The organism is Paenibacillus wynnii (assembly GCF_030812855.1).
GTDB classification, from domain to species: domain Bacteria; phylum Bacillota; class Bacilli; order Paenibacillales; family Paenibacillaceae; genus Paenibacillus_AQ; species Paenibacillus_AQ wynnii_A.
The window spans coordinates 91,215-105,126 of record NZ_JAUSTK010000012.1; the positions used below are offsets into that span (position 1 = coordinate 91,215).

12 protein-coding genes and 1 riboswitch are annotated in these 13,912 nt (G+C 46.6%); of the genes, 11 read left to right on the top strand and 1 reads right to left on the bottom strand.

The window, feature by feature from the left end; genetic code table 11:
- The first annotated feature begins 54 nt into the window (after nucleotides 1–54).
- The 8 genes from J2T20_RS13840 (at nucleotide 55) to J2T20_RS13875 (ending at nucleotide 9,394) form a co-directional block, all read left to right on the top strand.
- Nucleotides 55–771: a hypothetical protein gene (locus J2T20_RS13840; protein WP_307589237.1), complete on the top strand. Its 717-nt coding sequence runs from the start codon at nucleotides 55–57 to the stop codon at nucleotides 769–771.
- On the top strand, nucleotides 772–1,860 hold the full coding sequence (locus tag J2T20_RS13845) for a heparinase II/III family protein (RefSeq protein WP_307589239.1): 1,089 nt from the start codon (nucleotides 772–774) through the stop codon (nucleotides 1,858–1,860). It abuts the gene before it with no gap.
- A gap of 22 nt (nucleotides 1,861–1,882) precedes the next feature.
- Entirely contained in the window at nucleotides 1,883–3,019 is a 1,137-nt protein-coding gene (locus tag J2T20_RS13850; RefSeq protein WP_307589241.1) for a glycoside hydrolase family 88 protein, read from the top strand.
- Nucleotides 3,020–3,320: 301 nt separating this feature from the next.
- Nucleotides 3,321–5,195: a DUF2264 domain-containing protein gene (locus J2T20_RS13855; RefSeq protein ID WP_307589242.1), complete on the top strand. Its 1,875-nt coding sequence runs from the start codon at nucleotides 3,321–3,323 to the stop codon at nucleotides 5,193–5,195.
- 132 nt (nucleotides 5,196–5,327) lie between these two features.
- Complete coding sequence (locus J2T20_RS13860) at nucleotides 5,328–6,137, top strand: GNAT family N-acetyltransferase (RefSeq protein WP_307589245.1); 810 nt, start codon at nucleotides 5,328–5,330, stop codon at nucleotides 6,135–6,137.
- Nucleotides 6,138–6,266: 129 nt separating this feature from the next.
- On the top strand, nucleotides 6,267–7,421 hold the full coding sequence (locus tag J2T20_RS13865; protein WP_307589247.1) for an AI-2E family transporter: 1,155 nt from the start codon (nucleotides 6,267–6,269) through the stop codon (nucleotides 7,419–7,421).
- Nucleotides 7,422–7,439: 18 nt separating this feature from the next.
- Complete coding sequence (locus tag J2T20_RS13870; RefSeq protein WP_307589249.1) at nucleotides 7,440–8,921, top strand: carboxylesterase/lipase family protein; 1,482 nt, start codon at nucleotides 7,440–7,442, stop codon at nucleotides 8,919–8,921.
- A complete protein-coding gene (locus J2T20_RS13875) occupies nucleotides 8,918–9,394 on the top strand; it encodes a DinB family protein (RefSeq protein WP_307589251.1) in 477 nt (158 codons plus the stop codon). The genes J2T20_RS13870 and J2T20_RS13875 overlap by 4 nt, the downstream gene beginning before the upstream one ends.
- Before the next feature lie 108 nt (nucleotides 9,395–9,502).
- Here J2T20_RS13875 and J2T20_RS13880 read toward each other — a convergent pair whose 3' ends face one another.
- A complete protein-coding gene (locus J2T20_RS13880; RefSeq protein ID WP_307589252.1) occupies nucleotides 9,503–10,972 on the bottom strand; it encodes an N-acetylmuramoyl-L-alanine amidase family protein in 1,470 nt (489 codons plus the stop codon).
- Nucleotides 10,973–11,127: 155 nt separating this feature from the next.
- Nucleotides 11,128–11,276: riboswitch (FMN riboswitch) on the top strand.
- A gap of 126 nt (nucleotides 11,277–11,402) precedes the next feature.
- On the opposite strand from J2T20_RS13880, the gene J2T20_RS13885 reads away from it, so the two are divergent.
- The 3 genes from J2T20_RS13885 to J2T20_RS13895 all read left to right on the top strand — a co-directional run bounded on the left by J2T20_RS13885 (nucleotide 11,403) and on the right by J2T20_RS13895 (nucleotide 13,755).
- Nucleotides 11,403–12,365, top strand: a complete 963-nt coding sequence (locus J2T20_RS13885) for a DMT family transporter (RefSeq protein ID WP_307589253.1) — start codon at nucleotides 11,403–11,405, stop codon at nucleotides 12,363–12,365.
- A 305-nt stretch (nucleotides 12,366–12,670) separates the two neighbouring features.
- A complete protein-coding gene (locus tag J2T20_RS13890; RefSeq protein ID WP_307589254.1) occupies nucleotides 12,671–13,333 on the top strand; it encodes a stage V sporulation protein AA in 663 nt (220 codons plus the stop codon).
- A complete protein-coding gene (locus tag J2T20_RS13895) occupies nucleotides 13,330–13,755 on the top strand; it encodes a stage V sporulation protein AB (protein ID WP_307589256.1) in 426 nt (141 codons plus the stop codon). The genes J2T20_RS13890 and J2T20_RS13895 overlap by 4 nt, the downstream gene beginning before the upstream one ends.
- Nucleotides 13,756–13,912: the final 157 nt, after the last annotated feature.

Below are 13,912 nucleotides of genomic sequence, written 5' to 3' on the forward strand. Positions count from 1 at the left end.
CGTGGATAACTAAGGTCTTCTTGGTAAGGGGGAAGTTAGGTGGAGAGGTCGGAGATGTTAACTATAGTCTCTAGTATGGGAAAGGCAGATGTTACTCTATATTATCCGAGCGGAGATCAGGATAGCTTCTGGAACTTCGTTAAGGAATCCACTTTCTTTGAAGCAGAGCTTTCTGAAATTAAGGCGGAAGGTGAACGATTATCAGGTGTTCCTATTCCGGAATTAACGTATTCACTGTTCTCTATTTACAGCCATACGGGCTCTAGGCTCGAATACGAAAGTGTCTATTTTGAGCGAAGAAGAATGCTGAATACATTTGTTTTCCTTTCATTGATCGAACCTGAGTGTGAAGGACACATTGCCTTGCTTGGGGATATTCTTTGGTCCATCTGCAACGAGTATACCTGGTGCCTTCCCGCTCATTTGGGTGCTACGAATATAGAGGAAACGATTGATTTGTTCTCAGCGGAGACGGGATTTGCGCTTAGTGAGATCAGTGTTCTTTTGGGAGACCGTTTGGCCCCCTTACTACAATCCCGTATCAAGGAAGAGGTGTACAAGAGACTTTTTATCCCTTATTTGACTTATGGACCCCATCCGTGGGAGACCGCCACACATAATTGGGCAGCCGTATGTGCGGGCTCAATTGGTTCGGCAGCACTGCTGATGCTTGAAGATCCAGAAGTACTTACAGATATTCTCAAGAGAGTTCAAGTCAGTATGAATTGTTATCTTGAGGGCTTTGGTGATGACGGGGCTTGCTTAGAATGATTGGGCTACTGGAATTACGGCTTTGGTTATTTTGTATATTATGCGGATCTACTACGTAAACAGAGTATGGGTGTACTGGATTGGCTTGAACGTGAAAAGGTACACAGCATAGCTGAATTTCAGCAAAAGTGCTTTCTTAGCGGGGATCTTATTGCCAACTTCTCTGATTCGCAGTCCGAAGGCCGCATACAGCTTGGCCTCAGCCATTATCTATCAGGGATGTTCACAGAGGTGGAAGCGCCTCCATTATCATTGAGAGCAGGATACACTGAGGACCACTGCAGTCGGTGGGCCCCAGCCTTCCGCAATCTCCTGTGGAAAGATACCTCCAAGGACCCCGTAGAATGGGGTGCCGCCAGCTATTATTTGCCGGATGCAAAGTGGCTTCTATCTCGGCATTCCAGTAAGGACGGGGTCTTTAAGGACGGGGTCTTTGGCTTCGCAGCCAAAGGCGGAAATAACGAGGAACCGCATAATCATAATGATCTTGGACAATTTATCCTGCTTAGGGGTGGAACGGTTTATATCTCTGATCTTGGGAGCGGGGAATACACATCTGGTTACTTCGGTGCGGCAAGGTACTCTTATGATTGCAACGGTTCGCAGGGTCATTCAGTACCGATTATAGACGGTCAATATCAGGTTGCAGATGCAGACGCCAAAGCAGTCGTCTTGAAAGCTGAGACAGGTCTGATGGAGGATGTATTGGTATTGGAACTATCGGGGGCTTATTTGCAGGCCAATCTCCAAAGTCTGACGCGATCTCTTGTATGGCAAAAGGGAGAATTCCCTACGCTTACGATGAGTGACGATTTTCACTTTGCTGAAGCCCCAGCCGCTCTAATTGAACGGTTCGTAACCCTTTGCCAGCCCCTGCTGGATAAGGGTTCTGTGATCCTAAAAGGTAAGGATAATCGGGGACTTCGAATACGCTATGATGCCAGCTTGCTGATGCCGGTCATTACCGAACATTTTTACCGGGATCACTTTGGGGCGGATAAGACCTGGTTGGGCATTGATTTTCACTCTTTAAAGCCCGCCAAGAATGAACATTATACATTTGAATTTCGATTCATAAATAAACTTTAATAGAGAATGGCGGTTGGATGATATGACAACGGTAACAAAGCCGGAATGGGTAGAAGAAGCTTGGAAGCAGGCTTTGGAAAAAACATTGCACAACAGCGTAAGGATTGGTGCAGGGTTTCCGCATGCCAGTCAAGGCGGAAGATATGTCTTGGAGGAGCCTTACTGGTGGATCGCCGGTTTTTGGCCGGGACAACTGTGGCTTTTGTTCAATGATAGTCGGAATGACACGTTAAGAACTCTCGCAGAGCAGTGTGAGGAACGGTTGGATGATGTGCTTAACGAATATGTCCGTCTGGACCATGATCTTGGTTTTATGTGGACCTTGACCAGCGTAGCATCCTATAAATTACTTGGGAATGAGATTTCGAAGGTAAGAGCATTGAAAGCTGCGAATTTTCTGGCGGCCCGATTCAATTTGAAGGGGAGCTTTATTCGAGCGTGGAATCCATGGTTCGAAGGTGAAGATAACCGGGGGTATGCCATTATCGACTGTGCTATGAACATGCCTCTCCTATTCTGGGCTTCGGAAGTCAGTGGAGATCCACGTTACCGTCATATCGCTGAAGCACATATGGATACTGTGGTGAAGCACTTTATTCGTCCAGACGGCTCAGTGTATCATATTGTTCGCTTTGATTCGGAGTCCGGAGAGTTCATTGAAGGAATTGGCGGTCAAGGGTATGCCGCAGACTCCGCTTGGTCCCGGGGCACCACTTGGGCCATTTACGGGCTGACCTTAGCCTACCACCACACCGGGAAGTCAGAGTATCTTTATGCGGCTCAGAAAGTCGCGCATTTCTTCTTAGCTCGTTTGCCAGAGGATCATGTGCCTCATTGGGATTTTAGGGCACCGCTTGAAGAGAGGGATTTCCGAGACTCTTCGGCGGGTGCCTGTGCCGCAAGCGGTTTACTCCTCTTAGCCGATAAAGTCGGAGAGTTAGAGGCTCCTGTATACCGTGTGCCTGCAACCAAAATTCTGGAATCCTTATATTGCAATTACGGGACTTGGGGAAATGATGCTGAGGAAGGGCTAATTCTCCATGGTACAAGCAACTATCCGGCCGGACAGAATATTGACGTACCTTTAATCTACGGTGATTTTTTCTATGTCGAAGGCCTGGCCCGTCTAAAGGATAAAGGCCCGTTTTATTGGGAGTAGGTCTGATTTAAAGAGAATAAGCCCAATTTACTGGGAGTAAGTCTGGTTTACTGGGACTAGGCCGGTTTAATTGCACAAAGTACATCTATATTCGCTTTTTACTTCGGGTAAAAGAATATAACTGCATTTTCTGCAGTTATATTCTGGATATTTGGCGTGTAAAGCTTAATTCTGGAAGTTTAGTTGCAGAACATGCACTAGACATGCATTTCTGCTTGTTGAGCCTCAAATAGTTGCGCAGAATGCAACTAACGGAAGCGGAGCTAAGCTCCGTATAACGATTTGGAGTGGAGTGGTGAGGATGAGTAACCAAAGGGGAACAATCGCAACGAATCCGCTAGTTACGAAGGCAGATATGCAGGAGGCTTGCCGGCAGCTTGTATATCCTCTGAGGTCCTATTATAGCGAGGGTCGTGCTCGTTTGAGGCTGGGAAGAACAGGTGTTCATTATGGTCCCGCCATTGCAGAGATGGAAGGCTTCTCACGGGTTCTATGGGGAATCGTACCTTTATTGGCGGGAGGGGGAGAGGATGAGCACTGGGAGTGGTGTTTGGAAGGCATACGTAACGGAACCAATCCTGAGCATGTAGAGTATTGGGGAGAGGTTGCGGATTATGATCAGCGTCTTGTTGAAATGGCGGCGTTTGGTTACGGCTTGTCTTTGATTCCAGAACGGATTTGGGGTCCGCTGAACGAAACGGAGCGTTCTAATCTCTACCGATGGCTGAATCAAATCAATTCGCATCCATGTTATGACTGCAATTGGCTCTTTTTTAATATATTAGTCAATATGGGGTTCCGCAAAGCTGGTCTTAACTATGATGCTGAACAGCTGGAGCGTAATCTGCGGCGGATGGATGATTTTTATTTATCTGAGGGTTGGTACAGTGACGGTGTCGGCGGGCATGTCGATTATTATGTTCCGTTTGCTCTCCATTATTATGGCCTGCTCTATGCCAGACTTATGGGAGACGAGGACCCCGAGCGGGCTCAGTTGTTCAAGGAACGGGCGGGTATATTCGCAGTAGAGTTCCTTCAGTGGTTTGCGCCGGACGGTTCCGCACTTCCCTATGGAAGAAGCCTAGCCTACCGGTTCGCGCAGTCTGCCTTCTGGGGGGCGATTGCCTACGCCGAAGTAGATGTCTTATCCCCCGGAGTATTAAAGGGACTTATTCTTCGTAATTTAAGATGGTGGTTTCGGCAGGGGATATTTGATGCAGAAGGAATTCTAACCATAGGGTATACCTATCCTAATCTAGTAATGGCCGAGAATTATAATTCACCGGGTTCTCCTTATTGGGCGATGAAGACTTTTCTTCCGTTGGCACTGCCGGATGATCATCTCTTCTGGCGCTCGAAAGAGCTGCCGCTTCCTGAACTGGCAGAATTATCGGTACAAAAGCCCGCACACCTGGTCATTTGCCGGCAAAATGAAACCGGACATGTAACAGCCTTTAACAGCGGCCATCTCACGACAAACGAACATACACACACCTCGGCCAAATATGAAAAGTTTGCGTATTCGACCGCTTTTGGGTTCAGCGTACCACGTTCAGAATGGGGGCTGTCCCAGGGAGCATTCGACTCCATGCTGGCCCTGAGCGAAGCTGGTGATAATCTATTCCGGGTGAGAAGACAGAATGAGGTATCGCAGATCGAAGACAATGTCCTCTTTTCAAAATGGAAGCCTTGGTCGGATGTAGAAGTACAAACCTGGGTCGTGGCGGGTCTTCCTTGGCATATCCGCATTCACCGAGTGCAAACGGAAAGACCTCTGGAATCAGCTGAGGGAGGTTTTGCCTTAAGTATTGAACCAGATCTTAAAGAGATTCAACCGGAAAACGGCCCTGGGATTACCGCTGTTTGCAGTCTCGGAGGAAGCGGAATTCTCAATCTGGCAGGTTATGGTGAAGCGCAGCTAATCCGCCCGCATACGAACACCAACGTTCTGCAGCCGCGCACAGTAATTCCAACGCTTCTAGCCTCACTTTCACCCGGAACGCATTGGCTTGTTGCTGCTATCTATGGTGAACCAGGTCAAGCCGCAAGTGCAAACTTGTTGGATCAACCGAATGAGCTATTAAACGTCGAAGTCAGTGATCATGAGATCAAAATTTGTACACGGAACGGGAAGAACCTTATTCTATCGTTGGATTCAGAATTAGCCAGCAAATAAGGAATGAAATTCCTTCATAATATGGACTACTAGCCTACAGCCTAAGCACCGAAGATCTTTCGGCATTGGGCTGTTTATTTTTAGGGAGAAGAGGATTATGATTGAAGGAAAGGAATTTTTAGGGGGATTATTATGTTTGAGAGATATACTTCTGATGACAGGGTTCTGGTTAGCGAGGCTTTTGTACAAGATGAAATTGAACATAATCTTATCCACATGATTAGTACGTTTGAAGACTCTCTCAAGATTAAATCCGGCGATGATCAGTTGATCTTCACACAATCCAAAGGTTATAATCCTTGGCTATGGGTTTCCAGAGACTTAGAACCAGAACAAAGGCAACTTAGGATCGAAAACCTTGTGCAGCATGTAAGAGACACTGCCTTTCCGGGAATAACTGCGGAACCCAATACGGCGCGGTTGTTCGCAGAATCTTTTTGCAAGGGTAAAGAAAAGTCATTCCATACGCATATGATGCTGGTTTCCTATCACTGTCCGGTGGTAATCAAGCCCGAGAAAGTCAATGGATATCTGCTGCAAGCTCATGAGGAGCACTCCGCTGTGATTGCGGAATTTATGGCTGGATTCTCTGAGGATGCATTTGGAATGCCGGCTACTCCGCAAAATTTCCTCTCCATGGCAAAAGAAGCCGCCCGATCCGGTCATTTATATTTGTGGATTGTGAATGATACCCCGGTCTCTATGGCAAAAATAGCCCACCTGAGTGTTAGGTGTGGTCGTATTAACGAAGTTTATACACCGCGGGCCCATCGTAAGCAAGGTTATGCCAGTGCAACTGTGGCTGAAATCTGTGAAATGCTGCTTCAAGAGAACATCACTCCGATGCTTTATGCAGATGCCAAAAATCCTGATTCCAATAAAGTTTATCAATCGATAGGCTTTGTTGAAAAGGGCATGATGACGGAAATTAAGTTTGATTAGGCTTATGGAGAGAAGTAGCAATGCCCCTGAAAATTTGACTTGCGGTCCTTATGTTGACTATGCTATTGAAAAATGTAATAGCAACGCTTACTTATACAACTAAGTGCTTGATTTAAGGGGGCTAGAGAAATGGATAGGCTGCAGGTTTGGCCGGATAAGTTCAAAAAGTTTTTTTTGAACAATAGATTCGTTGTGTTTTTACTTATATTACTGTTACTAGGAATTAACGTTCTGGTGTTTTCAAAAGTACCCTTCATCTTTAGACCTATATCTGTATTACTGCATACGGTTGCTGCACCTATGCTCCTATCAGGGATCGCCTATTACTTGCTCAATCCACTGGTGGACCGGTTGGAAAGAAGGAGCAAAGTGAAGCGCATATATGGAATTATTATTCTATATCTCCTTATAGCTGGTATTATTACATTGATTCTGTTAACAGTTATTCCTATGATTCGCAGCCAGCTCCTCGGTTTAATTGATAACTTCCCAAGGTACAGTAACCAAATCCAAGAGGAGTTTATCAGCCTTACAGGAAGCGAACTGTTCGATAAAATTCAGCAAAATGTCGGTACTGACGTTACTGATATCACGAGCCGGGTTACCACCTGGGTTACGACGTTCCTGAATAATGCGCTGAACGGTGTCGGCAACTTTGTAGGAACGCTTACGGAGATCGTTTTGGCGGTAATTACAACTCCATTTATCTTATTTTACCTGCTTCGGGATGGGAAAAGATTGCCGGATTTTATACTGAAATTCATCCCTACGAGGTTGAAGCCGCAGACCAAATTGGTGATGTCAGAAATGAACAGCCAAGTGGCGTCTTATATACGTGGGCAAATTATAGTGAGCTGCTGTATCGGGGCTTTGCTGTATGTAGGATATTTAATTATCGGACTGGAGTATTCGCTGGTGCTCGCTATCGCTGCTGCCTGTACCGCGGTTGTACCCTATCTCGGCCCTGCAATTGCCATTACACCCGCTTTAATTGTAGCCATGGTAACCTCGCCGTTCATGCTGCTCAAAATGATCATCGTCTGGACGGCGGTTCAGTTAATTGAAGGGAAGTTTATCTCTCCGCAAATCATGGGCAAGACACTGAAGATACATCCGATTACCATTATCTTTGTTATTATATTCGCGGGTAAAATGTTCGGGATCTTTGGCATTATCCTCGCGGTACCCGGCTACGCGGTATTAAAAGTGATAGTCACACATGTCTACCAGTGGTTCCGTCTCCGTTCCGGTTTGTATCCTCGAATGGACGAGAAGAAGGAATAATACGAAAGGATGACTGTCATGGAAGGACTCATAGTAAATACACAATACGGCAAGATCAAAGGAACACAAGCGAATGGAATTAACATCTGGCGCGGGATTCCCTACGCAACTCCACCGATCGGAGCGCTTCGCTTCCATGCACCGCAGCCACCAAAGCCTTGGAGCTTAGTTAGAGATGCTGTTGAGTTTGGCCCAGTCAGTCATCAGCCGGCAGATAACAGGGGTACGAGATTCGGGGGAACGCAGCCTGTTCATTCAGAAGACTGCCTATACCTGAATGTTTGGTCACCCGTTGCTAGTGAAGAAGCACTGCCGGTAATGGTCTGGATTCATGGCGGTACTTTTGTAACGGGCTCGGGAAGTCAACCCATGTTCGAGGGAACCCCTCTAGCCAGCCGGGGGAACGTGATTGTGGTCTCTATCAACTATCGGCTTGGTCCCTTTGGGTTTCTTCATTTGAGCCCTTGGGGAGACGGGTTTGCCTCTAATCAAGGGTTATTGGACCAGATTGCCGCTCTGGAGTGGGTTCAGCACAATATTGCTGCCTTTGGGGGGGACCCAGAGCGCGTGACGGTCTTCGGAGAGTCGGCAGGCAGTATGAGTATTGCTGCATTGCTGGCCATGCCTGCTGCAAAAAGCTTGTTCTCAGGTGCGATCATGCAAAGCGGGACTTCCCAGACCCTGCAGCCGAACCATGCAGAAGAAATTACCGCTGCATTACTAACAGAGTTAGGAATTTCCCCTAAAGGGGATTTCAGTCTGTTAACTACCCTGTCTGCAGAGAAAATTATGGAGGCTGCCGAGCGGATGACGATGAAGCTCTCTGGAGACTCGCTCAGCATGTTCTTTCAACCGGTTATTGAAAAAAACACCTTGCCGGAGGACCCTGCAAAGGCGGTGACTAACGGCTCGGCAAAAGGAATTCCACTGCTTATTGGAACAAATCGTGACGAGGGGAACCTCTTTTTCCGTGAAGGCTCTGACTCTGCGGACTTTGAACAATCCCTGAGAGCGCTTGAAATGTTGATGGGTGTAGGTAATCTTTCAGAGATTGCCGGATATTACCCTGCTTCTTGGGAGGGTCAGGCTGACATTTTGACGGATCTATACTTTTGGCGCAGCTCCGTTTCATTTGCTGAGGCACAGCGTGCGCATGCTCCTGTATGGATGTACAGATTCGATTGGTCAGTACCGGGTCACCCACTGCTTTATAAAGCAGTGCACGGTGCAGAAATCGTTTTTGCCTTTAATAATTTATTTCTTTTGCGGCATCTTGGATTGGAGGTTACGACCTCCATGAAACGATTGGCGGATATCATGCAGGGGGCATGGATTGCTTTTGCACATCGTAAGAACCCTGAAACTCCAGAGGTCCCTTGGCCTCAATATCGTCCGGGGGATCGGGCTACCCTTATTTTTGATGAACATACACGTATTGTACATGATCCTGAACGTGAGAAGCGTAAACGGTTAATTCACAATAGGGGAGGCAGCTTATGACAACTTCAGGCCAGGCTCAACATGATCATTTGATCCGTCTATTCGCCCATGCCCACTGGGCCAATGAGGAGATATTAAAGGCTTTACAGAATGCGGAACCTATTTCGGAGAAGCTGATTTCTCTGTTTGGACATTTGCTTTCAGCGGAAAAGGTCTGGCTGGAGCGTCTTAACCAAAGGGACAGTTCAAACTTAAGCATCTGGCCAATAACCCGTCTGAAGGACTGTGAGCTTCTCGTTCAAGAGAATTATACAGGATACCAAAGCTTCTTGAAGCCGCTAGGAGATACAGATCTGCACACAGTAATTGCTTACCGAAACAGCAAAGGCACCGAGTTCCACACCTCCATACTGGATATATTGAGCCATGTGTCGCTGCACGGAAGCTACCACCGCGGTCAGATCTCCTCATATCTCCGGATGAAGGGGCATGAGCCTGTAAATACGGATTTTATAACCTTTGTTAGAATTTAATGATTCAAGCGTACTTCAACGTTTAAAAAAACTAGCCAGTCTCCGGATTATGGAGACTGGCTAGTTTTTGTTTCCGATCGGTAGAGGCCTGCTTCAGCAGGTTAAGAACTAAAGCCCCAAATACTCCTTAATGCCGGAAACAACCGCCTCGGCAACCCTTTGCTGAAAGTCTTCATTGAACAGTAGGGCCTCATCATTCATGTTGCTAAGATAGCCGCATTCGAGCAGGATCGCCGGCATCTTTGTTTCTCTGGTTACATATAAGCTGCTTTGGCGAATACTACGGTCTGAAAGTCCGGTAGCAGGAACAAGATACTTATGGACAACCTTGGCAAATTCCAAGCTCTCTTTACGGGTGTAATACGTTTCATAGCCGCTAGGATTATTCTTGCTGCCAGCAGGGATACTGTTGGCATGTATGGATACGAATAAATCTGCCTTCATATCATTGGCAATCTTGGCTCTTTCCTGAAGAGTAGGGTAGCTGTCATCGCTCCGGGTAAGGACAAGCTTAAGGTTGGGTTCCTTCTCCAGCAGTTTCTTTATTCTTAGAACAGTTGATAGCGTGAAGTCCTTCTCATTGTACTTGCTAACACTGATTCCTCCCGGATCTTTCCCTCCGTGTCCTGCGTCAATGACTACCAGTTTCGTGCCGGCTGCAATTACAGGAGGCGGAGTCACTGGTGGAACAGCAGGAATACTTGCTTGAGGGGTTGGAACGATGTCCGCCCCGTTAAGGTCTACAATAATATGTCCGTCATTAGCATTGATGACACTGTAGGCTTTGGGGCTGTTGAGATCAATCACCAACCGGATCGTAGAAGGAGAATTGCTGAATAAAGAGTACCGAATTGCGGAAACATCGGGATTATCAGTGACTTCAATAGTTCCATTTTGTTTGTTCCCAAGTGACAGACCTTGAATAAAGCTAGGGGAGTAGCTCGTGTCCGGTAAATCTATGACAATTCGATCTTTATTATTTATGGCAAAAACACTTGGGGTTACAGTCCCGGTCATGTTAATTAAGAGTTTGTTCTCCATAAAGCTGAGACTGGTAAGGGCAGCCCCTGAACCGTTTGCTTCATTTACCATCGTTGTGTCCAAAGGTGTAACTTGGGTCCCGCTGCTCTCTGGAGCTTTTAGCGGAGATGTTAAATATACAGTTTTTGTGGGGTTGTCCCAACCGACCTTAGTTCCTGTCTCTTCCCCGACGAATCTCAGGGGTACGAGCGTGATATTTCCACTCAAAAAAGGTGGGGTATCCAGCTTCACTTGTCTTCCGGAAGCCTCGGCATTTGGGTTGTCTAGAACCAGCTTCAGTATTGTACCCGCCTGCTCGATGGTTGCCGTCTTCGTTACATTGTCCCACTTGACAGCATATCCCAGTTGTTCGGCAACCAGGCGTAGGGGAACCATCACAGTGCCGTTCACAATCTGAACCTGAGCGTCATTAGAAATCACAAGTTCTTTACCATCCAGACTGATATGAGTCCCTGTAGAGTCGGCATGACCTATCCCCGGAACAAATAATACTAACAAGAACAGCAGCAACACTGCCCAAAAACCATGCTTTTTCATGTGTTATCCCTACCATTTCTGTTTATTGGCACGATCAGATATATGATTAATATCGGGCCGGGATAAAAGAAAGTGTACAGATGAAAATCCCTTTTTCTACTGGACGAAAGGAAAGTTGTGGTTTATCCTGAGATTGTGAAAATAATTACAAAATACAAGATTCTCGGGGTAAGGTGAAATTCCTAACCGGCGGTGAGGCTCATATACGAACTAAGCCCGCGACTCTCTTCTCAGTTCGTTGAGAAGGAACTGATCTCGTGCCATTCCAGAGCCGACGGTAAAGTCCGGATGGAAGAGGATCATAAGATAAAGGCGCAGAGTTTTCTGTGGGTCTTTATTGATAATGTCCCCTGAGTGTTGCCTGTAAGGATAACACGGGGGCTTTTTGGTCTCTAATCGAGAGTATGTATCGACAAGGAGAAATGGAATTATGAGTAATGTATCGGCATCATCATCTCACGCTCGAATGTTTCCTACCCGCAACGGTTTTTGGCTCGTTGCCTTGGGTGCAGCACTATGGGGTGTGGATCCGCTCTTCCGCATCATTCTTCTACAATCACTAACTTCTTCCCAAATCGTGTTACTGGAGCATGTCGTACTATTTCTGGCAGCTGTACCTGTTCTCTGGAAACAACGTATTGAGCTGAAAGGGATTGGTTTTCGCCAGATCGGCGCACTCCTGATCGTGTCGTGGGGAGGTTCTGCTGTGGCAACCATTCTGTTTACCATGGCTCTATCGAGCGGGGATTTGAACGCGGTGCTTTTGCTGCAAAAGCTTCAACCGATCTTCGCCATCGGGCTAGCTGCTGTATTGCTTAAAGAACGCCTGCCCCAAAATTTTGGACCGTTGATTATACTGGCACTAGCCGGTACTTATCTTTTAACCTTTGGCTGGAGTATTCCTTTTGGAGAAGTTAACAGTTTTATAGGTGTAGGCAGTCTGATGGCACTGGGAGCCGCAGCGCTGTGGGGGGGGTCAACCGTCATGGGCCGATATTTGCTCGGTTCTATGAAATACGAGACCGTTACATCCCTTCGCTTCATAATGGCGTTACCGTTACTATTCATTATTACAACTATGGAAGGTGCGCCTTGGCAAATCCATGGCGGATTAGGTGCTTCCACAGCGATTGCAATCAATTTGTTGTTGCAGGCTTTACTGCCCGGGTTACTCAGTATGCTGCTGTATTACAAGGGGCTTAGCACAACTAAGGCTTCCTTCGCTACTCTGGCAGAGTTAAGCTTTCCTATGTCTGGTATAATGATAAATTGGATGGTCTTCAAACAGCATGTAACAATCCCGCAAATCATCGGCTTTTCGTTGATCTGGACAGCGCTGTTCTTCATTTCAAGCCAGCAGTCCAAGACCGTAAAAGCACCTGATTTATCATAGAATTCGATCAGCCTGAGGGGACATACCCCAGGGCTCGTTCGGCAAAAAGCGCCTGTTCCCCGGAGGAAATCTCCGAGGCAACGGGCGCTTTTCAATAGATATCCCAACATGCGGAATGGACTGCAATAACTGCAGTAGATACCTTTTAAAAATCAATAATTTAGCATTTTTGGACATGTAATGTGTGTCCAACCGCCTTGGAACAATGATTTCGACTTCACAAGAGTAATAATAAGCCTTTCCTCCCATACTATCGTTAATCTTGCAGCTGAGAACTTCTTACCCAACCTTTAGGAGGACTGCGGATGAAACGCCATTCTGCTCCCACCATATATATACAACTCAAAAACAGAGTGATCATACCCAAAGGTAAAGGCGTTATGCTCCGTGATGTGGCTATTCTAATTACAGAGCCGGAGTGTAAGGAGCTGCTGTATTCCATTTTGTTGATTCAGCCTGAGCAGAACGACGGCAATCTTATTCTGATTGATATGCTGCGAGTCATTCCGCGCATTCATGAGCTTGTACCGGACGCCACGATTGAGCCGTTTGGTGAAGGCAGGACAATTGTACAGATTACAGACACGGCAGGAAAGAAAAAACCTTCAGTGACACTATTTATACTGGTTTGGCTGCTTCTGTTCTTCGGTTCGGCATTGACGATTATGAATTTCCATGCGGATGTCAACATGCAGGAGGTTCAGATTCGAATTGTTGAGATGTTAACCGGTCATCGAGATGAGCATCCCTATGCATTTCAAGTTGCGTATTCATTAGGAATCGGATTTGGGATGGTTATTTTTTTCAATCATTTGTTCAAGAAAAAGTGGAATGAAGAGCCCACACCCCTGGAAGTTGAGATGTTCCTGTATCAGAAGAATATTGATCAGTATGTGATCCACCAGGAATACAGCAAACTGAAGCCGCTGGAGGATCGCGAATCTGAGAATCCGGGAGGTTCAGGATGACCGCACCGATCTCTCTGGGATTAACTTTGTTGCTCGGCATTGCAGGAGGGGTCGCCGTTGGGAGCGGAGTTATCGCTCTATTTATTGTGCTGGATATGATTCCACGACTGGCCCAGCTAACCTCCTCCTACAACAAAGTACACTGGTACGAAGGGGCCATGGTAGGAGGTTCGCTTATAGGGACTCTGAGCGATTTTTGGAACTGGAGAATATCAGCAGGGCCTATCGTTGAACTCGGAGTAGGGTTATTTGATGGAATTTTTGTAGGTCTGCTGGCTGCAGCTTTAACTGAGGTTTTGAATGTACTGCCGATATTGGCCAAGCGCTTGAATATGACCCGTTATCTTTTTGGAATGCTAATGGCAATGGTATGTGGTAAGGTCGCCGGTTCTTTGTTCGATTGGGTTGTGTACCGACATTAAACGGGGGGTAATAGTGTGACTAAATATTTTCACAGCGGCGATTCCATGAACGAAGAGGAGAAGCAGAATCATAATAGTGGAGCTGAAGATACCCAACTGATTGATGTGGAGGTAATAACATTTCGGGGCAGCACGGTAAACCAGAAGAATGAAAACC

Excerpts from the sequence above, each read along its gene's own strand:
- J2T20_RS13840 (WP_307589237.1), top strand. The coding sequence starts at position 55 with ATGTTAACTATAGTCTCTAGTATGGGAAAGGCAGATGTTACTCTATAT.
- J2T20_RS13850 (WP_307589241.1), top strand. The coding sequence starts at position 1,883 with ATGACAACGGTAACAAAGCCGGAATGGGTAGAAGAAGCTTGGAAGCAG.
- J2T20_RS13855 (WP_307589242.1), top strand. The coding sequence starts at position 3,321 with ATGAGTAACCAAAGGGGAACAATCGCAACGAATCCGCTAGTTACGAAG.
- J2T20_RS13860 (WP_307589245.1), top strand. The coding sequence starts at position 5,328 with ATGTTTGAGAGATATACTTCTGATGACAGGGTTCTGGTTAGCGAGGCT.
- J2T20_RS13865 (WP_307589247.1), top strand. The coding sequence starts at position 6,267 with ATGGATAGGCTGCAGGTTTGGCCGGATAAGTTCAAAAAGTTTTTTTTG.
- J2T20_RS13870 (WP_307589249.1), top strand. The coding sequence starts at position 7,440 with ATGGAAGGACTCATAGTAAATACACAATACGGCAAGATCAAAGGAACA.
- J2T20_RS13875 (WP_307589251.1), top strand. The coding sequence starts at position 8,918 with ATGACAACTTCAGGCCAGGCTCAACATGATCATTTGATCCGTCTATTC.
- J2T20_RS13880 (WP_307589252.1), bottom strand. The coding sequence starts at position 10,972 with ATGAAAAAGCATGGTTTTTGGGCAGTGTTGCTGCTGTTCTTGTTAGTA.
- J2T20_RS13885 (WP_307589253.1), top strand. The coding sequence starts at position 11,403 with ATGAGTAATGTATCGGCATCATCATCTCACGCTCGAATGTTTCCTACC.
- J2T20_RS13890 (WP_307589254.1), top strand. The coding sequence starts at position 12,671 with ATGAAACGCCATTCTGCTCCCACCATATATATACAACTCAAAAACAGA.
- J2T20_RS13895 (WP_307589256.1), top strand. The coding sequence starts at position 13,330 with ATGACCGCACCGATCTCTCTGGGATTAACTTTGTTGCTCGGCATTGCA.